Consider the following 19,693-nt stretch of genomic DNA (forward strand, 5'->3'; position numbering starts at 1 on the left):
GGGGGGACCGGAAGGCGGTGAGAGGCGCAAAGCCCGTCCGCGCCAAGGATCCGTGTGCTTGTTGCACAAGGGCTTGGAAACGCCATGACGAACTATCTATGGCTGGTCATCGCGGCCGGCGCGCTGGGGGTGCTTTACGGCGCCGTCCAGACCGCCGCCCTGATGAAGGCCGGCACTGGTAACGACAGGATGCGAGAAATCGCGGCGGCGATTCAGGAAGGGGCCTCGGCCTATCTGAAGCGTCAGTATACAACGATTGGTATGGTGGGGGTCGTGATCTTGGTCGCGGCCTTTTTGCTTATCGGGCCCTGGGCTGCGCTCGGGTTCCTGATCGGGGCCGTGCTGTCCGGCGCGGCCGGATTCGCCGGGATGCTGATCTCGGTCCGGGCCAATGTGCGCACGGCCCAGGCGGCGTCCGAGAGCCTGTCGAAGGGGCTGGACCTGGCCTTCCGCTCGGGCGCCATCACGGGCATGTTCGTGGCGGGCGGCGCGCTTCTGGGCGTGTCCGGCTACTACGCCTTCATGACCCACGGCATGGGTTTTGAAAGCACCAGCCGCGCGGTCGTCGACGGCCTGGTGGCCCTGGGCTTCGGCGCCTCGCTGATCTCCATCTTCGCGCGACTGGGCGGCGGCATCTTCACCAAGGGCGCCGACGTGGGCGGCGACATGGTGGGCAAGGTCGAGGCCGGAATCCCCGAGGACGATCCCCGCAACGCCGCCACCATCGCTGACAACGTGGGCGACAACGTCGGCGACTGCGCCGGCATGGCCGCCGACCTGTTCGAGACCTATGCGGTGACGACCGTGGCGACCATGGTCCTGGCGGCCATCTTCTTCCGCAACCAACCCTATGTCGAAGTGATGATGCTGCTGCCGCTGGCGATCTGCGGCATCTGCATCGTGACCTCGATCATCGGGTCGTTATTCGTCCGACTGGGCAAGAGCGGCAACATCATGGGGGCCCTGTATCAGGGGCTGATCGTGACCGGCGTCCTGTCGGTCGTCGCGGTCTGGTGGGTCATCAGCCAACTGGTACCCGGCGCGGTCGAGACGTCCGGCGGTCTGCTGATCCAACCCATGAACCTGTTCTGGTCCGGCGTGGTCGGCCTGCTGGTCACGGCGGCCATCGTGGTCGTCACCGAGTTCTACACAGGCACCGGCTTCCGTCCGGTCAAGTCGGTGGCGAACGCCTCGGTCTCGGGCCACGGGACCAATGTCATCCAGGGTCTGGCCGTCTCTCTGGAATCCACGGCGCTTCCGGCCCTGACCATCATCGTCGGCATCGTCGCGGCCTTCCAGCTGTCGGGCCTGTTCGGCATCGCCATCGCTACCACGACCATGCTGGGCGTGGCGGGGATGATCGTGGCCCTGGACGCCTTTGGTCCGGTCACCGACAATGCGGGCGGCATCGCCGAGATGGCGGGCCTGCCGCCCGAAGTGCGCGTCTCGACCGACGCCTTGGACGCGGTGGGCAACACCACCAAGGCCGTCACCAAGGGCTACGCCATCGGTTCGGCGGGCCTGGGGGCCCTCGTTCTGTTCGCCGCCTATGTGGAAGACCTGAAGCATTTCTCGGCCGAAGCGGCGCCGGGCAGCTTCTTCCACGGCATGGGGGCGGTCGCCTTTGACCTGTCCAACCCCTACGTCGTCGTGGGCCTGCTGTTCGGGGGGCTTCTGCCCTTCCTGTTCGGCGGCATGTCGATGACGGCGGTGGGACGCGCCGCCGAGGCCGTCGTGGCCGAGGTGCGCCGTCAGTTCCGCGAGAACCCCGGTATCATGACCTTCCAGACCAAGCCGGAATACGGCCGGGCGGTGGACATCCTGACCAGCGCAGCCATCCGCGAGATGATCGTGCCCAGCCTGCTGCCGGTGCTGTCGCCGATCGTCCTGTTCGTCGTGGTCCTGTTCATCCAGCCGGACAAGGCCAATGCCTTCGCCGCCCTGGGGGCCATGCTGATGGGGGTGATCGTGACGGGCCTGTTCGTGGCCATCTCGATGACCTCGGGCGGCGGCGCCTGGGACAACGCCAAGAAGCTGATCGAGGAAGGCTTCACCGACAAGAACGGCGTGGTCCACGGCAAGGGCTCGGAGGCGCACAAGGCCGCTGTCACCGGCGACACCGTGGGCGATCCCTATAAGGACACTTCCGGTCCGGCGGTGAACCCGATGATCAAGATCACCAACATCGTGGCTCTGCTGCTGCTGGCGGTCCTGGCCAGCGGGAAGATCGTCTAACGAAAAAGGCCCCGAGGATCGCTCCTCGGGGCCTGATTTCTTCTCACCAGGAGGTTTAGTCCGGGCGGCGCTGGCCGGGGACGTCTTCCTCGGTGCGCGGCAGTTGGCCGCGGCCGACGTTGCCCAGCAGTTGCTCCAGGATGGTTAGCTGGCGGCCGCGGGTCGGCGTCTCGCGCCGCTCCATGGTGATGTCGCGGCCATCGGCGAGGCTGAGGGTGCGAACGGCGGCGACCTTGTCGTCGGCCTTGTTGAAGGTGATCTCGGTCACCGTGCGCTGCGACACCTCAGGCTTGTTGTAGGTGTATCGCTCGGTCATCTGGGTCATGTAATACCAGACAGTGTCGGGCTCGAAGGTCGAGGTCGTCGAGGGCGAGCCGAGACGCGCCAGGACGGTTTCCTTGGTATCGGTGCCGGCCACCACGTCCTGGGGCTTGGCGTCGATCGCCTGGAAGCCCTGTGTGGCGACAACGGGCGCGCAGGCGCCAGCAGCGGCTGCCAGCGCGACGACGGCGAAGATCGGTGTAAATCGGGGCATCAGCGTCCGCCTCAGCATAACAAGGTCTTTGACCTAACCGGCGCTGCGTCCTAGTGCAACGGCGCGGCGAAAAAGGGGCTGTTGCTCATGCTTAGAAATCTCTTCCGACAACGACCCGATGAGCGTCAGGGCGACGCCCTGTATGCCCTGGCGGTCGAACAGGCCCGCCAGCCGGCCTTTTACACCGCCCTGGGCGTGGCAGACCGGATCGACGCCCGCTTCGAGCTCTACACCCTGCACGTCCTGATTCTGTTCCTGCGACTCAAGCAGGACGGCGAGCGCGGCGAGGTCGCGGCTCAGAAGCTGTTCGACGTCTATATCTCGTCGCTGGACCACACCCTGCGCGAACTGGGCGTCGGCGACGTCTCGGTCGGCAAGAAGATGCGCAAGCTGGGCGAGTCCCTGTACGGTCGCATGAGCGCCTATGAAGGCCCGCTGCGCGCCGAGGACGTGGACGCCCTGGCCGCTTCGCTGGCCAAGAATGTCTATGAGAGCGCCGATGCGGCGACCGGACTGGCCTTGGCGCGTTACGCCGTGGCCTCACGTCAGAACCTGACGCAACAATCGTTTGAAGCTGTGTCCAAGGCTCCGGCCTGGGCGGAGATCGCTGCATGACCGACCTGCCTCCCTTGCCCTACAGCGAACCGCTGCGCCTGCATCAGATCGGCGCCGGCCTGGAGCGCCGTCTGACGCCGGACGCCGATGCGCGTAAGCGGATCGCCCGCGCTCTGGACCTTCAGGCGCTGGACGTCTTCGAGGCCGACATCAACCTGGTTCCCACCGTTTCGGGTTGGCGGATGGAGGGGCGGGTCGTCGCTGACGCCGTCCAGACCTGTGGCCTGACGCTGGAGCCTCTGCCGGTTCATGTCGATCGCAAGTTCTCGGTGCAAATGGTCGAGGCGAGCGAGCGCAACGCCGCCGATGAGGACGGCGAAATCGACCTGGAGCTGGACGACGATTCGCCCGATCAGATCGAAGACGGCCGTCTGGACCTGGGTCAGTACGCCGTCGAGCAACTGGCGCTGAGCCTGGACCCGTTCCCGCGCAAGCCGGGCGCGGTCTTCGAGCAGCCCAAGGAACCGGGTGAAATATCGCCTTTCGCTGTGCTGAAGGCCCTGCAATCCAAGGACGATTCCGGCGAAGGTTGACCTAGCGTCGGGCTGGTTGCATCCCAGGGTGCGACATTTGCGTCCTGCATCCCTATATGAAGCGCCGCGACAAGACGGCGACGGAGTCCATTTCCACTTGGCATCCCCAACACTGATCTCGCTTGACGCCATGGGGGGAGACCACGGTCCCTCGGTCGTGGTCGGCGGCGTGAAGGACTATCTCTCGCGGCATGACGGCGAGGGCGTGCGTTTCCTGCTGCATGGCGACGAGGCGGCGATTCGCGCCGAGATGGCGCGATGCGTCCTGTCCGACGCCGTCTGCGACGTGCGCCACACCGACAAGGTCGTGGCGATGGACGAAAAGCCGGCCCAGGCCATGCGCCGGGGCAAGGGCTCCAGCCTGTGGAACGCCATCGAGGCGGTGAAGTCGGGCGAAGCCGGCGCCGCTGTTTCCGCTGGCAACACCGGCGCCCTGATGGCCATTTCCAAGCTGTTGCTGCGCATGGCGGCGCCGGGGCTGGAGCGCCCCGCCATCGTCGCCAGCTGGCCGACGACGCGCGGCTACACCGCTGTTCTGGACGTCGGCGCCAACATCGGCAGTGACGCCAAGCAACTGATCGAGTTCGCCATCATGGGCGAGGCTTTCCAGTCGGCGGTGCATGGCGTGGCCAAGCCGAGCGTCGGCCTGCTGAACGTCGGTTCCGAAGACATGAAGGGCCACGACGAGGTGCGCGAGGCCCACGCCATCCTGCGCGAAGGCGGCATTCCCCTGAACTATCATGGCTTCGTCGAGGGCGACGACATCGCCAAGGGCACGGTGGACGTCATCGTCACCGACGGCTTCACCGGCAATATCGCCCTGAAGACCGCCGAGGGCACGGCCCGCTTTATCTCCAGTTTGCTGAAGGAGGCACTGACCTCGGGTCCGATCGCCAAGCTGGGCGCTCTGATCGCCATGCCGGCGTTGAAGCGCATGGCGGCCAAGATCGACCCCAACGCCATCAACGGCGGGCCTCTGCTGGGCCTGAACGGAATCGTCGTGAAGAGCCACGGCGGCGCCACGCCGCAGGGTTATGGAAACGCCATCCGCATCGCCGTCGATCTGGCGCGCAGCGACTACATGGCCAAGGTCGGGGCCAACCTGGGACGGCTCGCCGCCCTGGAGCAACCCACGCCCGCCGCCGAAACCATCGGGGAGACCCACCAGTGAGCGTCATTCGCAGCGCCGTGACCGGCGTCGGCTCCTTCCTGCCGGAAAAGATTGTCACCAACGCCGACCTGGCCAAGTTCGTCGACACCTCGGACGAGTGGATCGTCGAGCGCACCGGCATCCGTCAGCGCCATCAGGCCCGCGACGACGAGCCGACCAGTGATCTGGCCGTCGAGGCTGCGCGCCGTGCCCTGGCCGACGCGGGCAAGACGGCGGCGGACGTTGACCTGATCATCGTCGCCACCACCACCCCGGATCAGACCTTCCCCGCCACCGCCGCCATCGTGCAGCGCAAGCTGGGCGCGCCGGTCGGCATCGCCTTCGACGTTCAGGCGGTCTGCTCGGGTTTCGTTTACGCCATGAGCGTGGCTGACGGTTTTGTCGCGCGCGGCATGGCCAGGTGCGCCCTGGTCATCGGCGCCGAGGAAATGACCCGGCTGATGGACTGGTCCGACCGGACCACCTGCGTCCTGTTCGGCGATGGCGCCGGCGCCTTTGTGCTGGAACCGCGCGAAGGGCAGGGGATCAAGGCCGATCAGGGCGTTCTAGGCTTTGCGCTACGCTGCGACGGCTCCAAGGGCGACATGCTCTACGTCGACGGCGGCCCGGCCACGACCGGCACGGTTGGCCATCTGAAGATGCTGGGCAACCAGGTCTTCCGCCACGCCGTGGTCAACATCGCGGAAGCCATCGTCGGCGCGACCGAGGCGGCGGGCGTCGAAATCCCCGAGATCGACTGGTTCGTGCCGCACCAGGCCAACCAGCGCATCATCCGCGGGGTTGGCGAACGTCTGGGGCTGGACGAAGACAAGGTCGTCTCGACCGTGGCCCTGCACGCCAACACCTCGGCGGCGTCCATCCCCCTGGCCATGGATGCGGCCATCAAGGACGGGCGCATCAAGCGTGGGGATCTGGTGGTGATCGAGGCCATGGGCGGCGGTCTGACTTGGGGCGCCTGCGCCTTCCGTCTCTGATTTGCATTCAGGGCTTTGATTCGGGGCGACTTTGCCCTTCTATGCGTGCGGATTGACAGCGGAGAGACGCAGTGACGGGACAAGACACCCTGACCCGGGCGGATTTGTGCGAGGCGGTGCATGAAGAGGTGGGGCTTTCCCGCCAGGAATGCTCCGGTCTGGTCGAGCGCACGCTCGAACTGGTGGTCGAATCGCTGGAGCGCGGCGAGACGGTGAAGCTGTCCGGCTTCGGCGTCTTCCAGGTGCGCGAGAAGCGCGCTCGCATGGGGCGTAACCCCAAGACGGGCGAGCCGGCCGCGATCAACCCGCGCCGGGTCATCAGCTTCCGCGCTTCGCAGATCATGAAGAGCCGGGTCCACGACGCGGTCGTCGAGGACTAGTCTAACGTGGCCAAAAGCCCGAACGCCTTTCGCACCATTTCCGAGGCCGCTGACGAAGTCGGCGCGCCCCAGCACGTCCTGCGCTTCTGGGAGACGAAGTTCGACTTCATCGCCCCGGTCAAGCGTGCGGGTGGTCGTCGCTTCTATCGGCCCGAGGACGTCACCGTCTTGAAGGGCGTGCGGCGGCTGCTGCACGACGAGGGGCTGACCATTCGCGGCGTCCAGCGTCTGCACAAGGAGCAGGGGCTGGCCCGTCTGGCCGCCTACGGCGATCCGACGACGGCGCTGGAGATCGACGCCGACGTCGAGCGCGAACCGCTCGCTCCCGTGTCTGCTGCGCCTTTTGAAGCCGCGCGCCTGGGCGCGATTTTGGCCGACCTGGAGTCGGCGAAGGCGCGTCTGGACGCCGTTCTGCGCCGCTGAGGCGAACTTGTTGTTCAAAGAGCGTTTTAGCGTTTGCGGACTGCGGAATCGCCGTCTATACGGAGCGCCTTCGGAGCGTGGCGCAGCCTGGTAGCGCACTTGACTGGGGGTCAAGGGGTCGCAGGTTCGAATCCTGTCGCTCCGACCATTTCCTCAGGGAAATCGGTTGGTTAAAGGGGTCGCTTTCGGGCGGCCCCTTTTGCAATTGGGCGTCTGCGGGCCCGGCGAGCAAGTGTCGGGAATGGCGCGAATGCAGGCCTATTCGTTTGACGGGGCGTCATTCAGAAATCATAGATAATTCAATATTTCTGGAGGTCCCGTGGCGGGTTCAAGGCCTGGTTTTTCCTCGGACAGCATCGCCGACACGCTTGCCGTCCGGATCGTGCGGGGAGAGCTGGCGCCTGACGCCAAGCTGCGCCAGGAGCATGTCGCCGAGGAGTTCAGCGTCAGTCATGTGCCGGTGCGCGAGGCCTTCCTGCGGCTTGTGGCCAGGGGCTTGGCGGTCAGTCGGCCGAACGTCGGGGTGCGGGTCGCGCCGCTTGATCAGGCGACGCAGCGCGAGGTGAAGCTGATGCGCGCGGCCTTGGAGCCGTTGGCGCTGCTGCATTCGGCGCCCAATCTGACGCAGGACGACATAGGGAGGCTGGAAGCCTTGCGGTTGGCCTGCGATCAGGCGGACAACATCTATGACTGGGAGGCGGCCAATCGCGCCTTCCATCTGGGGACCATGGCCGCCTGCGGCATGCCGCGCCTGCTTGAGGAGGTCGGTAATCTACAACTGCACGGCTCGCGCCATATGCTGGCCCAGTACAAGGACCGGTGGAAGCCCCGGCCAGACGCCGATCATCGCGCCCTGATGGCGGCCATCCGAATGCGAGACGTAACGGCGGCGGTCGCCACGTTCGAGCGCCACCTGGCGAGGGCGGTTTAGGCCGGAACTGGCCGCCGCAATCCGTCGCGCGCGGCCCGGGGCGTCCGGGCAGGCGCGACGGTACGGTGGGGTGATCAGGCGGCCTGTTCTTGAGCGCGGTCCTGCATGGTCTTTTGGCAGGCGGCTGCCGCTTCCATGACCTCGGCGCGCTTCAGGTTGAGTTTGTTGAAGAGCAGGGCGTCCTTGTCCTCGTCGGGATTGTCGGCGGTCAACAGGGTGTCGCCGACGAAGATGGAGTTGGCGCCGGCGAAGAAGCACATGGCCTGCAGTTCGTCACTCATCTCTGACCGGCCGGCCGACAGGCGGACATAGGCCTGCGGCATCAGGATGCGGGCCGTGGCGATGGTGCGGACCATTTCGATCGGGTCCAGCGGCGCCATGTCGGCCATCGGCGTGCCCTTCATCGGCATCAGCATGTTGATCGGCACGGATTCTGGCGGCTCTTCCAACTCGGCCAGGGTGCGGAGCATGTCGATGCGGTCATCGGCGGTCTCGCCCATGCCGATGATGCCGCCCGAGCAGACATTGATCCCTGCCGCGCGAACGCGGTCCAGGGTGTTCAGGCGGTCGGCGAAGGTGCGGCTGGTGATGACCTCGGAATAGTAGCGTTCCGAGGTGTCGATGTTGTGGTTGTAGTAGTCGAGGCCTGCGTCCCGCAGCTGGGCCGCCTGGTCGTCGGTCAGCATGCCGAGGGTCATGCAGGTCTCCAGGCCCATGTCCTTGACGCCCCTGACCATGGCCAGGACGCCCGGCATGTCACGCGCCTTGGGAGAGCGCCAGGCCGCGCCCATGCAGTAGCGGGTGGCGCCTGCTGCCTTGGCCTTGCGCGCCTCGTCCAGCACGCGCTGGACCTCCATCATCTTCGACGCAGATAGTTCCGAGTCATAACGCGCCGATTGCGAGCAGTAGGAGCAGTCCTCGGGGCAGCCGCCGGTCTTGATGGACAGCAGCTTCGAGCACTGGATCGTGCTGGGTTCAAAATGGGCGCGGTGCACCGTGTGAGCGCGATGGAGAAGGTCCATGAACGGCATCGTGTAGATCGCGTGCGCGTCAGGCGTATAATTATCTATCATTATGTCTGTCTGCATGAAGATTCTGCGTGTCGCAGGTCAATCATAGATAACAAAATCACGTATTTTAGCATTGTGCATATAAAATATATAATTTGAACTTCCTGAAAAGCTTAGACGGCGGGGCGCTGCGCCGGCTTTCGCAGCGACGGCCTGACGTTTCGTGGGAGACAGCGTCGGCGCTGCGATGCACAAGGCGGCTTGTGGCGGCTGGATCGTCCGACAAAGTGGAGACGGCGCATGCCGCAGGTCAACGACACCGTCCATATCCGACTCTCGATCCGGGGTGTGGCGGGGCCATTCTGGCAGACCAATGCGACCATCGCCTCCGTCAGCGGAACGTCACTCTTGCTTGATGGATTCGATCGGCAGGTGCCGGCGGTGAAGTCGGAACTGAAGGCGGCGGGTCCGGGGCGCTGGACGCTGGACTGGGAGGTCAAGCGCCGACCGTGAGGGAAGAGCGCGCAGCGAACTGGGCTTCCAACTTCAGGCATTAGGGATTGGCGTCTCCATCGCGAGGCTTTCGCGTGTGTGGCGGGTGATGCCGTAGGGGGCATGTCGCGGCTCGCTCGAGCCCTCCATGATCGAGACGCCGGGGGCGGCGCAGGGTGACGGTGGCTCAAGAAAGATGTGATCAGCCTTTGTCGGAACCTTGCCCGCGCCTTCGGGTTGATAGGTTGATCATCGGGTGAAAACCGGATGATTGAGGTCAGAATCATCGTTCAGAGATGGACGAAGCTTGGCCCCCAATGAAAGCCCGACGCGCACCCCGAGAGGGGCAACGCCGGGCTTTCGCTGTATCTGGCCCCCTGGTTAGGCCCTATTCGCCGCCCGGAGCGCGTTCAGCCCAGCGCAGCAATGGGATCAGGGGCAGGCCCCAGCCGATGCCGGCGACCGTGAAGAAGATCAGGTCCAGCCACCAGATGTCCGGCAGCCGGTCGTTGATCGTCACCGCGCCCCAGACCCAGAAGGCAAGGAAGAAGAGGACGCCGATCGCGGCGACGAATCGGCGGGCCCGCGGCGGCATCAGCGCTTGCTCCGGAACAGGAAGAAGGCGACCAGACAGATCACGGCGGCGAGCATCGACCAGACCACCCAGAGCCAGTCGCCCAGCGTGGCCACGGCGAAGACGCGGATGGCCAGGAAGGCCCCGCAGCCGGCGCCGACGGCGGCGACCAGAATGGTCCCGCCCAGGCCGCGACGGCCGGTCAGCAGGTCGGCGATCCAGGCCAGGGCCAGGGCGCCGACGACGGCGATGGCGATATCCGTATATGGCGCCACGGGCGCTCCTTCAGAATGGTGCGACGCTCTGGCGTCGAAAGCGACTCGATCTTGCCGCGCTTGAGGGGCATACCGCCCCGGTCGCCCGGTGGGTTTGGCGACAGTGTATCGGGGCGAACGGCAGGCGTCGAATGAACCGTTTTGTAAATCAAGATCGCAGCCGCGCGGTGGCGTTGTGGCTGTTCTTCAGCGCGGCCATGGTTTTCGCCATGGTGGTCATCGGCGGCGTGACGCGCCTGACGGGCTCGGGCCTGTCGATCACCGAGTGGAAGCCCATCATGGGCGCCATCCCGCCGCTGAACGACGCCCAATGGACCGAGGCCTTCGACAAGTACAAGGCCATTCCGCAGTACGCCCAGGTCAACGCCGGCATGAGCCTGGGCGAGTTCCAGGGCATCTTCTGGTGGGAGTGGCTGCACCGTCTGGTCGGGCGTCTGATCGGCGTGGTCTTCGCGGTTCCTTTCCTGATCTTCCTGCTGCTGCGGCGGATGCCGAAGCGGTTGATCGTGCGTTGCCTGGTCCTGCTGGGCCTGGGCGGGCTGCAGGGCCTGATCGGCTGGTGGATGGTGTCCAGCGGCCTGTCGGAGCGGGTCGATGTGGCCCCAGAGCGTCTGGCGACCCACCTGGGCCTGGCCTTCCTGATCTTCGCCGGTCTGATCTGGACCGGGCTGGAGGCCTGGAGCGGGTCGGACCATTCGCGCTCGCCGCGCGGCTGGACCTGGGGCGCCGGGCTGCTGCTGGCGGCGGTGTTTGTTCAGTGCCTGCTAGGCGGGCTGGTGGCGGGGGCCAAGGCGGGCTTCATCTATACCGACTGGCCGATGATGAACGGGGCGGTCTTCCCGCCGGTCGAGTGGGGCAAGGGGGCGATCGCCTTCCTGCACGATCAGGGCCTGGTGCAGTTCAATCACCGCCTCGGCGCCTATCTGTTGCTGGCGGCGGGGACGGCCTATGCGATCCACGCCTGGCGTTGGCGGCTGGCAGAGGGGCTGGGCGTTTCGGCCTTTGTGCTGGCGGGGATGCTGTGGCTTCAGGCCGGGCTGGGGGTCGTGACGCTGATGCACGCCGTGCCGATCACGCTGGGCGCGCTGCACCAGGCGGTGGCGGCCCTGGTGCTGGGCGCGGCGACGGTCAACCTGTGGCTGGTTCGCCGCTCGCGCCCACGTCTGTTCATGAGCGGACCGCGTTCCACGGGCCTCTGATCGCGAAGGTCAGGCCGGGGTACATGATGTTCACGAACAGGACCTCGCCGTCCGGCGAGAACACGGCCCCGGCGAACTCCGAGTTCCCGGTGAAGACGTTGCGGGCGATGGTGTAGAGGCGGCCGTCGGGCGTCACGCCCTTGATGTGGTTGCGCACCTCGTCGGAATAGTTGTCCTCGCAGACGATCAGGTGGCCCCAGGGGGCGATGCACAGGTTGTCGCCCATGTTCATGGTGCGCAGGTCGGTGCTTTCGACGAACAACTGGATGCGGCCGGGGTTGCGGGCTTCGTCGGCGCCGCCTTCGTCGGGCGAGGGGACGTAGCGCATGATCTGGCCCCGGCGCAGCGGCCCGCCCGAGGTGGCGGTCAGATAGAGTTCGTTTTCGCCCCAGAAGATCCCTTCGCCGCGCGCCACCTTGACGGCGCCCGCCGCATGGCCGCGATGACGCAGGTCGTCCTTGGGCGATTCCACGTCGGTCATGTCGATCCACTCGACCTCGCGCCAGTCGTCGACCGACCAGGCGCGGGCGTCGTGGTTGGAACTGTCGGCGCCGGCCTGCCCCTTGAAGGCCATGGCTTGCAGACGTCCGCCGCGCGCCAGCTGGCCCGGAACGGTCGGGATGAAGCGGTAGAAGAGGCCGTCGCCCTGATCCTCGGTCAGGTAGGCGATGCCGGTGCGGGGGTCGATGCAGACGGCCTCGTGGTCGAAGCGGCCCATGGCCTTCAGCGGCACGGGATCGACCAGACCGGTCGCGTCGGCGGGGACCTCGAACACCCAGCCGTGGGACTTGGCGACGTCGGCGTCGGCGGGGGTCTCGACCGTCTCCTCGCAGGTCAGCCAGGTGCCCCACGGCGTATGGCCGCCGCAGCAGTTGGTCGAGGTGCCGGCGAGGGACAGGTGCTGACGCACGGTCTGGCGGGTCTTCAGGTCATAGATCAGGGTCGTCGTGCCGCCGGGCAGGGGGCGACCGTCCTTGTAGGTGTCGTAGGCCTTGGAGGCGTCCAGCAGGTCGAGGCGCTCATGATGGAAGCCGCCCGGCCCCATGTTTCGGTGAAGCGCCTTGGACCCCTTCAGTTCGTGATTGCGCACTAGGGCAAGCGTGGTGGGCGTCAGGGCGAAACAGCCCATGCCGTCGGGCTGGCCGGGGACCAGCAGGCCGTCGTCCATCGTCTCGCCGCTCTGGGAGATGACCTGATAGGTGAAGCCCTCGGGCAGATCGAGCAGGCCGTTGGGATCGGCCTTCAACGGGCCATAGCCCTCGACCTGATTGACGTAGGTTTCTTCGCCCGCCGATTGGGCGTGGACGTTGCGGGCGAAGCCGGCGAAGGCGAAGGCCGCAGCCCCGGTCGAGATCAGTTGGCGGCGTTGCAGGCGCATGGGGCAGGGACTCCGTTTGACGGTCGAGCTTAGACCGTCTGCGGACGACAGGGGCGATACGGTCGTGTGACGGTTGCGTGGCTGCGACGATTTGGGGCCCCTGTTCCTTCTCCCCTTGCGGGAGAAGGTGGCGGCCGAAGGCCGACGGATGAGGGGTTTTGCCGGCGGTCGCGAGACCCCTCATCCGACCTCTCTCCGCTCGGCCACCTTCTCCCGCAAGGGGAGAAGGAACTTCTTGAGTGCGCTATCGCCCTTCGGGCTGCTTGAGCGCCGGCGTCCGCCTCGCGAAATCGCGGGCGGTGGAAGGGCTGGGCGGGACGCCGGGCCTTCGCCCGGAGTGAGTGAGTAATACCGTTTCGACGAAGACCGACGCCCCGCGCGAAGAGTTGTTCATGAGCTCGGGGCAGGCGCCGGTCTTATCGGCTACCCCCGGCGCCCATGACGGGCAGGCTGCACCGGCGTGCAGTCCTGGAACGGTCCGCGTAACCCCCGCGACCCTGACCGGGACCTCTCTGGCGGACGGGTCGAACGCCCCGTCGCTAGGCCCCTGCGGCGTCTTGATTGAAGTGGGGTCTACCGCCCTTCGGGCTACTTGAGACCCCGAGATTAGCCCGCGTTCGCGCGCTGCCCCCTTCACTCCTGAACCCTCCGCCCGATCCGTCGCCGCCTTCCGCTGGGTGCTCCCTTGCCCGGCGCGCGCGATGGAGGGCGGGAGGTTCGACAAGACCCCCGTTCTCTCCGCTCCCGCCGCCGCTTCGGTTCGCCGGCCGAGCGAGCCCTCCCTTGCGACGGGACGAGGGGGAGCGTGGCATGGGTTGAGGGTGCGGCGAGGAGATGGGGGTTAGCGGCGGGCAATCCCTTTTGTTTTCTGGGATTGGCCGGGGGTGATGTGAAGGCTCAGCCCTTTCACCGCTCATCCCGGCGGACGCCGGGATCCAGTGAGAGCTCCGCGCGCAGCCTTTGCAGCCAAAGGACTGGACCCCGGCGTCCGCCGGGGTGAGCGGGTTTTTTGGGGGCGCAGGGTCGGATGAGGGGGCAGCCGTTTCTTCAAAGCGCGGCGAGACCCCTCATCCGTCGACCTTCGGTCGCCACCTTCTCCCGCAAGGGGAGAAGGATTTTTGTAGCGCTACGCCTAGGGAGGTTTTAGCCGATCTTTACCCGCGTCGCGGCTTCCGGCAGGTCCTCGCCGAAGGCGCGTTGGTAGAACTCGGCGATGGTGGGGCGTTCCAGCTCGTCGCACTTGTTCAGGAAGGTCAGGCGGAAGCTGAGCGCGAGGTCGCCGCCGAAGATGATGGCGTTCTGGGCCCAGGTGATGACCGTGCGCGGCGACATGACGGTCGAGATGTCGCCGTTCATGAAGGCGTTGCGGGTCATGTCGGCGACGCGGACCATGGCGGCGATGCGGCGCTTGCCCTCGGCGTCGTTCCACTCGGGGATCTTGGCGGCGACGATCTCGGCTTCGACGTCGTGGTCGAGGTAGTTCAGCGTCGTGACGATGTTCCAGCGGTCCATCTGACCCTGGTTGATCTGCTGGGTGCCGTGATAGAGGCCCGAGGTGTCGCCCAGGCCGATGGTGTTGGTGGTCGAGAACAGGCGGAACCAGCGGTTCGGACGAATGACGCGGTTCTGATCCAGCAGGGTCAGGCGGCCCTGGGCCTCAAGCACGCGCTGGATGACGAACATGACGTCGGGACGACCCGCGTCGTATTCGTCGAAGACCAGGGCGACCGGGCGTTGCAGGGACCAGGGCAGGATGCCCTCGCGGAACTCGGTGATCTGCTTGCCGTCCTTCAGGACGATGGCGTCCTTGCCGACCAGATCGATACGGCTGATGTGGCTGTCCAGGTTCACGCGGACCAGCGGCCAGTTCAGGCGGGCGGCGACCTGCTCGATGTGGGTCGACTTGCCGGTGCCGTGATAGCCCTGAACCATGACGCGGCGGTCGAAGGCGAAACCGGCGCAGATGGCCAGGGTCGTCTGCGGATCGAAGCGATAGCTCTCGTCGATCTCGGGCACATGGCTGTCGCGCGTGTCGAAGGCGGGCACGACCATGTCTGAATCGACGCCGAACGCCTCCCTGACCGTCACCTTGCGGTGCGGCTCCAGCGTGACCAGGGGATCGGGCGAGGCGTCGAGGGGAGAGGTCATGGCTCCCATCTAGTGCCCTCGCGCGCGCGGCTCAACACGCGCGCGAGGAAACTGAACGCTTATTCCGCCGACAGGGCCACATCGACATTGCCGCGCGTGGCGTTGGAATAGGGGCAGACCTGATGCGCCTTGTGGATCAGGTCATTGATCACCGCCTGATCCAGGCCGTGGTCGGTGACGTGCAGGGTGACGTCCAGGTTGAAGCCTTCGCCACGAGTGTTCTTGCCGAAGCCGACGCCGGCGGCGACCTTGGTGTCGGGGCCGACCGGGGTTCCCGCCTTGCCCGAGACCAGGCGCAGGGCGCCCAGGTAACAGGCGGCGTAGCCGGTGGCGAAAAGCTGCTCGGGGTTGGTGCCGTCGCCGCCCTTGCCGCCCATTTCCGTGGGGACGGACAGGCGCACGTCGATCTTGCCGTCGTCGGTGGCGGAGCGGCCTTCGTCGCGGCCGCCTCCCGAGGCGGTGGCGTGGGCGCGGTACAGGACTTCCATGAGGCGACTCCTTTGTGGATCGAAGGACTCGAATATGGGGCGCAGTCGTTCAGAAACAACGGTTCTGTGATTCGTGTAATCCGCAAGGCGCGTGTTAACAATTTGGCCATCACTTCCGTCGGGGAAGAGGCCATGCAGACGCACGCGCAGTTCTTTTGCTATGTCTATGACGCGCCCGAAGGCACGCCGAACATGTATGCTCTGGATGCGGACAGTTGGCCGGAAGCCGTCAGCGAGACGCGGCGCATGATGCTGGATGACGCGCGCAGCGCCTATGCTGAAATCTGGGACGGGGCGGGCGAGAGCGTCACGCGCATCGACGGGCCGCTGAAGCCGGGCGGCCTGCTGAGAAGCCTCAGGCGTGCCCGGCCTTCTTCAAGACTTTCCAGGCCTTGATGACGCTCTGAAGCTTGGCCTCCGCGCCCCGGTCGCCGCCGTTGGTGTCGGGGTGGAAGCGCTTGAGCATCTCGTGATAGCGGGCCTTGATCGCGGTCTTGTCCGCGCCGGGCTTGAGGCCGAGGTCGGTCAGGGCCGCCAGCTCGATCTTGCCGATGCGATGGACCTCGGCGGCGGCCGGGCCGGCCTGTTCCTGGGTGCGACGACCGAACAGGCCGAAGCTGTCGCGCCATGAGCCGGCGCCCTCGGTGTTGGCCGTGCCCATCTTGGCGGCGAAGGCGGCGGCCTCGCGCGTGTTCTTGCCCGCCTTCATCTCCCAGGTCGGGCGCCCGCCGGTCATGGCCTCGTTTTCCTGGGCCGCGCGGATCTGGCCCTCGCTCATGCCGGCGTAGAAGTTCCAGCCCTTGTTGTACTGGCCGGCGTGCGCCTGGCAGAATTCATAGAAGTCGGCCAGTTGCTCGCGCGACTTCGGCGCCTTGGCCGTCGCCGGGCGCGAGCAGTCCGGCCACTCGCACGTCTTCTCGCCCTGTTTCCGATGGAGGACGTCGGCCTCGGCCTTTTCCTCGTCGGGCTTGGGCGGCTTCACGCGGATGTCGGTGAAGCGAGGCTTGTATTCAAATGACGCGGACATCGCCCCCAGTGTAAGCTCGAATTGGACAGCTTCAAGGAACGACCGATGTCTGATGGCCCCGTGGCGGCACTTATCCGCGAAAAACTGACGGCGGCCTTTGCGCCTCATCGGATCGAGCTGGAGGACGACAGCTGGAAGCACGCCGGTCACCATCATGAAGGGGGCATGGACGCCAAGGACGGCGGCGAGAGCCATTTTCAGCTGACGATCGTGTCCGATGCGTTCGAAGGGCAGGGGCGGGTGGCGCGTCAAAGAGCGATCAACGCGGTCCTGAAGGATGAGCTGGCGGGTCCCGTTCATGCCCTGGCGGTGCGCGCCATGACGGCGGCGGAGGCGGGATAAGGACTGTTCGTGTCAATTTGATACGTACAAAGCCGTATTCACTTCGTCTTAGAACCTTCAACCTAGCGTTCGCCCCGACTGATTTGCAAAGGCGGGGGCTAGCGAATGGTAGGGTCTGACGGGATCAAGGGGTTAGACGGGCAGGCGCCCGGCGAAGCTGCTCAGGCGCTGACCGCGATCCTGCAAACCCACTACCTGCGCTATATGATCATCGTCAGCTGGGCCGTGGGCGTGGTGGCGACGGTCGGCCTGGTCCCCGGACTGCTCTGGTTCGCCGCCACCCTGGCGGCGGGCGCCCTGCGCGGGGAGGTCGAAAAGCGCGTCAGCCAGCGGGTCGGCGCGGGGTGGGGCATGGTCTTCCCCGCCGTGGCGACCGCAACGACGGCGGTCTGGGCCGTGGCGCCCCTGCTGGCCTGGTATTCGCCGTCGCCGTTCGGCCATGAGCTGGCCATCGCCCTGCTGGTCTCGGGCTATGTGCTGGTGTTCGCTCAGCTGCGCAGCTCGCCGCGCCAGGCCATCATGATTTCATCGCCCTATGGAGCCGCAGCGGCGATCATCGCCGTCAGCCTGATCGGCGGGCCGCTGTTCTGGCCGTTCGTGGCCCTGGTGCCGTTTACGGCGGCCAGCCTGTTCGTTCTGGTGACCATGACGATGCTGCGTGAGGATCGCATTCGCGCCTTCCAGGACCATCAGGCCCATCTGATCGAGGAACTGGAGGCGGCGCGCGATAAGGCGGACGCGGCCAATGAGGCCAAGTCCAGCTTCCTCGGGGTCATCTCGCATGAGCTGCGCACGCCGATGAACGGGGTGCTGGGCGCAGCGCAATTGCTGAGCGCGACGCGGCTGGAAGGGACCCAGCGCGAGTATCTGTCGATCATCCGCAACTCGGGCGACAATCTGCTGAGCCTGCTGAACGACATCCTCGACATGACCAAGATCGAAGCCGGCAAGATGAGCTTCGACGTGGTCGATGTGCAGGTGGATGACCTGCACCGTCGGATCACCGGCCCGTTCGAGGCCCAGGCCGAGGCCAAGGGGCTGACCCTGGTGTCGACCTTCGAGGGCGAACTGCCGGCGGTCGTGCGCGGCGATCCGCTGCGGGTCTGCCAGGTGGTGCAGAACCTGCTGTCCAACGCGGTCAAGTTCACCGACCAAGGCGAGATCCGCTACACGGTGCGCGGTCGGCGGATTTCGGATCGGCGGGTCGGCTTCGAGTTCTCGGTCAAGGACAGCGGCTCGGGCATTTCGCGCGACGATCTGGAGCGCCTCTTCCAGCCCTTCACCCAGGTCGACAACTCCTCGACGCGCAAGTTCGGCGGCACGGGCCTGGGCCTGACCATCGCCCAGCGCATGGCGCACATCATGGGCGGGGACATCGCCGTGACCTCTCGTCTGGGCGAGGGCTCGACCTTCACCTTGTCTATCGAGGGCGAGGTGGTCGAATGGAGCCGCGTCGAAGCCGTCGAGGCCGTCGACGCGGATGTCGAGGGCGGCGATCATCTGGATGTGCTGGTGGTCGAGGACCATCCGGTCAACCGCATGATCCTGGAGGCCTGGATGGGGTCGGCCGGGCATCGCACCAGCACTGCCGAGAACGGCCAGCTGGCGGTCGATCTGGCCAGGAATCAGCGGTTTGACCTGATCATCATGGACGTGAACATGCCGGTGATGGACGGCCTGACCGCGACCCGTCTGATCCGCGAGGGCGGGGGCGTGAACAATGACACGCCCATCGTCGTCCTGTCGGCCTCGGCCAGGCACGAGGACCATGAAGCGGGCCTGGCGGCGGGGGCCGACGCCTATCTGAACAAGCCGATTGATTTCCGCAGCCTGGCGGGTCTGATGGTTCAGGTCCCCGGCGGCCGCATGGCCTTGCGCCAGGCCGTGGCTTCGGGTGAGGAGGCGGCGGTCGCGGCCTGACCCGACGCTGTGAACTGACCGCTTGGCGCGCTTTGAGGCGCGCGGCGCCCCGCAGCGGAAAAAGCCTGCCCGCCGGGGCTTCCATTCCCGGGGGCAGACGCTAGACCCAAGGGCATGTCTATCCTGCACGAGACCCTGACCCAGACGGTCGCAGCCGGCGAAAAGCGGCTGACCGTCGACGCCGCCATTCTGGCCAAGCTGGCCGACATGGCCGGCGATCTGGCGATCAATCTGACCATCGCGGCGCTGATCTTCGTCGCCACCCTGTTCATCGCGCGCTGGGCGGCGGGGGTGACGCGGCGCGTGCTGGGGCGGATGCGGGCCTTCCGCCACGATCAGACGGTGCTCAGCTTCGCCGCCCAGGTCGTGCGTGTCGTGGTCATCATCATCGGCATGATCGCCGTGTTGCAGCGCCTGGGCGTGCAGACGACCTCGATCATCGCTGTTCTGGGCGCGGCCTCCCTGGCGGTGGGCCTGGCCCTGCAGGGGACGCTGTCGAACGTGGCGGCGGGGGTCATGCTGCTGGTGCTGCGCCCCTATCGGGTGGGCGAGGTGATCGATGTCGGCGGCGCCTCGGGCACGGTGCAGAAGCTGGACCTGTTCACCACCCAGCTGTCGAACGCCAACAACCACAAGATCGTCATTCCCAACTCCAAGGTCCTGAGCGACGTCATCATCAACCTGACCGGGCAGAAGACGCGGCGCATCGAGATCAAGTTCACGGTCGGCTATGGCGAGAACCTGAAGGACGCCTGCGACGTGATCGCCGGCGTGGCCAAGGCGCACGGCAAGGTGCTGAAGGAGCCGACGCCCTGGACCGGGGTGACGGCCCTGCTGGACAGCTCGGTCGAGGTCACCCTGCACGCCTGGGTCAATGTCGCCGACTGGTGGCAGAGCCAGGCCGATCTGATGCAGGGCGGCAAGGAAGCCCTGGACGCCGCCGGAATCGAGATACCCTTCCCGCATCAGGTCGAAGTGCCGGCCAAGGACGCCCAATTCGCCCGCATCGTCATGGCGCCGGCAGAACAACAGGAAGACTGACG

22 protein-coding genes and 1 tRNA gene are annotated in these 19,693 nt (G+C 66.2%); 15 read left to right on the plus strand and 8 right to left on the minus strand.

From position 1 onward, the window contains the following. Positions 1–84: 84 nt before the first annotated feature. Positions 85–2,235 carry a sodium-translocating pyrophosphatase gene (locus ACR9FL_RS06850; protein WP_436357831.1) on the plus strand — a complete coding sequence of 717 codons (2,151 nt, stop codon included), beginning with the start codon at positions 85–87 and terminating at the stop codon, positions 2,233–2,235. 55 nt (positions 2,236–2,290) lie between these two features. Here the strand turns inward: ACR9FL_RS06850 and ACR9FL_RS06855 are convergent, their stop codons facing one another. Next, the gene (locus tag ACR9FL_RS06855; RefSeq protein ID WP_436357832.1) at positions 2,291–2,770 is read right to left on the minus strand and encodes an outer membrane protein assembly factor BamE; all 480 of its coding nucleotides are present in this window, start codon (positions 2,768–2,770) and stop codon (positions 2,291–2,293) included. Between the two features lie 87 nt (positions 2,771–2,857). Between ACR9FL_RS06855 and ACR9FL_RS06860 the strand changes: the two genes are divergently transcribed. The 8 genes from ACR9FL_RS06860 (at position 2,858) to ACR9FL_RS06895 (ending at position 7,797) form a co-directional block, all read left to right on the plus strand. Further along, complete coding sequence (locus ACR9FL_RS06860; RefSeq protein WP_296171870.1) at positions 2,858–3,385, plus strand: ubiquinol-cytochrome C chaperone family protein; 528 nt, start codon at positions 2,858–2,860, stop codon at positions 3,383–3,385. After that, on the plus strand, positions 3,382–3,918 hold the full coding sequence (locus ACR9FL_RS06865) for a YceD family protein (protein WP_436357833.1): 537 nt from the start codon (positions 3,382–3,384) through the stop codon (positions 3,916–3,918). The genes ACR9FL_RS06860 and ACR9FL_RS06865 overlap by 4 nt, the downstream gene beginning before the upstream one ends. A 130-nt stretch (positions 3,919–4,048) precedes the next feature. Continuing rightward, a complete protein-coding gene (gene plsX, locus ACR9FL_RS06870) occupies positions 4,049–5,089 on the plus strand; it encodes a phosphate acyltransferase PlsX (RefSeq protein WP_436357834.1) in 1,041 nt (346 codons plus the stop codon). Then, positions 5,086–6,063, plus strand: a complete 978-nt coding sequence (locus ACR9FL_RS06875) for a beta-ketoacyl-ACP synthase III (protein ID WP_436357835.1) — start codon at positions 5,086–5,088, stop codon at positions 6,061–6,063. The genes plsX and ACR9FL_RS06875 overlap by 4 nt, the downstream gene beginning before the upstream one ends. 71 nt (positions 6,064–6,134) lie before the next feature. Next, positions 6,135–6,443: an integration host factor subunit alpha gene (locus ACR9FL_RS06880; RefSeq protein WP_105562122.1), complete on the plus strand. Its 309-nt coding sequence runs from the start codon at positions 6,135–6,137 to the stop codon at positions 6,441–6,443. Positions 6,444–6,449: 6 nt separating this feature from the next. After that, a complete protein-coding gene (locus ACR9FL_RS06885) occupies positions 6,450–6,866 on the plus strand; it encodes a MerR family transcriptional regulator (RefSeq protein ID WP_296171859.1) in 417 nt (138 codons plus the stop codon). 71 nt (positions 6,867–6,937) lie between these two features. Then, positions 6,938–7,014: transfer RNA gene (locus ACR9FL_RS06890), tRNA-Pro, on the plus strand. 171 nt (positions 7,015–7,185) lie between these two features. After that, positions 7,186–7,797, plus strand: coding sequence for a GntR family transcriptional regulator (locus ACR9FL_RS06895; RefSeq protein WP_436357836.1), 612 nt, complete (start codon positions 7,186–7,188; stop codon positions 7,795–7,797). A gap of 74 nt (positions 7,798–7,871) precedes the next feature. On the opposite strand, the gene bioB is transcribed toward ACR9FL_RS06895, so the two are convergent. Continuing rightward, on the minus strand, positions 7,872–8,819 hold the full coding sequence (gene bioB, locus ACR9FL_RS06900) for a biotin synthase BioB (protein WP_436357837.1): 948 nt from the start codon (positions 8,817–8,819) through the stop codon (positions 7,872–7,874). 288 nt (positions 8,820–9,107) lie between these two features. On the opposite strand from bioB, the gene ACR9FL_RS06905 reads away from it, so the two are divergent. After that, on the plus strand, positions 9,108–9,320 hold the full coding sequence (locus tag ACR9FL_RS06905; RefSeq protein ID WP_296171852.1) for a hypothetical protein: 213 nt from the start codon (positions 9,108–9,110) through the stop codon (positions 9,318–9,320). 367 nt (positions 9,321–9,687) lie between these two features. On the opposite strand, the gene ACR9FL_RS06910 is transcribed toward ACR9FL_RS06905, so the two are convergent. Together ACR9FL_RS06910 and ACR9FL_RS06915 are read right to left on the minus strand one after the other, a co-directional pair. Further along, positions 9,688–9,894 (minus strand): DUF2842 domain-containing protein, encoded by a 207-nt coding sequence (locus ACR9FL_RS06910; RefSeq protein ID WP_296171849.1) that lies wholly within the window; start codon positions 9,892–9,894, stop codon positions 9,688–9,690. Then, positions 9,894–10,148, minus strand: a complete 255-nt coding sequence (locus tag ACR9FL_RS06915) for a transglycosylase (protein WP_105562180.1) — start codon at positions 10,146–10,148, stop codon at positions 9,894–9,896. The genes ACR9FL_RS06910 and ACR9FL_RS06915 overlap by 1 nt, the downstream gene beginning before the upstream one ends. Positions 10,149–10,279: 131 nt before the next feature. Between ACR9FL_RS06915 and ACR9FL_RS06920 the strand changes: the two genes are divergently transcribed. Further along, on the plus strand, positions 10,280–11,347 hold the full coding sequence (locus ACR9FL_RS06920; RefSeq protein WP_436357838.1) for a COX15/CtaA family protein: 1,068 nt from the start codon (positions 10,280–10,282) through the stop codon (positions 11,345–11,347). Here the strand turns inward: ACR9FL_RS06920 and ACR9FL_RS06925 are convergent. From ACR9FL_RS06925 to ACR9FL_RS06935, 3 genes are all read right to left on the minus strand, one after another. Further along, positions 11,316–12,725: an alkaline phosphatase PhoX gene (locus ACR9FL_RS06925; protein WP_436357839.1), complete on the minus strand. Its 1,410-nt coding sequence runs from the start codon at positions 12,723–12,725 to the stop codon at positions 11,316–11,318. The two genes, ACR9FL_RS06920 and ACR9FL_RS06925, sit on opposite strands and share 32 nt — an antisense overlap. A 1,143-nt stretch (positions 12,726–13,868) precedes the next feature. Next, a complete protein-coding gene (cobS, locus tag ACR9FL_RS06930; RefSeq protein WP_292083017.1) occupies positions 13,869–14,873 on the minus strand; it encodes a cobaltochelatase subunit CobS in 1,005 nt (334 codons plus the stop codon). A gap of 59 nt (positions 14,874–14,932) precedes the next feature. Continuing rightward, positions 14,933–15,361 carry an organic hydroperoxide resistance protein gene (locus ACR9FL_RS06935; RefSeq protein ID WP_296176635.1) on the minus strand — a complete coding sequence of 143 codons (429 nt, stop codon included), beginning with the start codon at positions 15,359–15,361 and terminating at the stop codon, positions 14,933–14,935. Positions 15,362–15,373: 12 nt separating this feature from the next. Between ACR9FL_RS06935 and ACR9FL_RS06940 the strand changes: the two genes are divergently transcribed. After that, positions 15,374–15,757 (plus strand): hypothetical protein, encoded by a 384-nt coding sequence (locus ACR9FL_RS06940; protein ID WP_436357840.1) that lies wholly within the window; start codon positions 15,374–15,376, stop codon positions 15,755–15,757. Here ACR9FL_RS06940 and ACR9FL_RS06945 read toward each other — a convergent pair. Beyond that, complete coding sequence (locus ACR9FL_RS06945) at positions 15,717–16,388, minus strand: J domain-containing protein (RefSeq protein ID WP_296176639.1); 672 nt, start codon at positions 16,386–16,388, stop codon at positions 15,717–15,719. The genes ACR9FL_RS06940 and ACR9FL_RS06945 overlap by 41 nt on opposite strands. A 45-nt stretch (positions 16,389–16,433) precedes the next feature. On the opposite strand from ACR9FL_RS06945, the gene ACR9FL_RS06950 reads away from it, so the two are divergent. The 3 genes from ACR9FL_RS06950 (at position 16,434) to ACR9FL_RS06960 (ending at position 19,691) form a co-directional block, all read left to right on the plus strand. Continuing rightward, complete coding sequence (locus ACR9FL_RS06950) at positions 16,434–16,730, plus strand: BolA family protein (protein WP_296176641.1); 297 nt, start codon at positions 16,434–16,436, stop codon at positions 16,728–16,730. Positions 16,731–16,835: 105 nt separating this feature from the next. Further along, the gene (locus tag ACR9FL_RS06955; protein ID WP_296176643.1) at positions 16,836–18,650 is read left to right on the plus strand and encodes an ATP-binding protein; all 1,815 of its coding nucleotides are present in this window, start codon (positions 16,836–16,838) and stop codon (positions 18,648–18,650) included. Between the two features lie 114 nt (positions 18,651–18,764). Beyond that, the gene (locus ACR9FL_RS06960) at positions 18,765–19,691 is read left to right on the plus strand and encodes a mechanosensitive ion channel family protein (RefSeq protein WP_296176646.1); all 927 of its coding nucleotides are present in this window, start codon (positions 18,765–18,767) and stop codon (positions 19,689–19,691) included. The last annotated feature ends 2 nt before the right edge of the window (positions 19,692–19,693 follow it).

The organism is Brevundimonas sp. CEF1 (assembly GCF_051353055.1).
In the GTDB taxonomy this organism is placed as follows: domain Bacteria; phylum Pseudomonadota; class Alphaproteobacteria; order Caulobacterales; family Caulobacteraceae; genus Brevundimonas.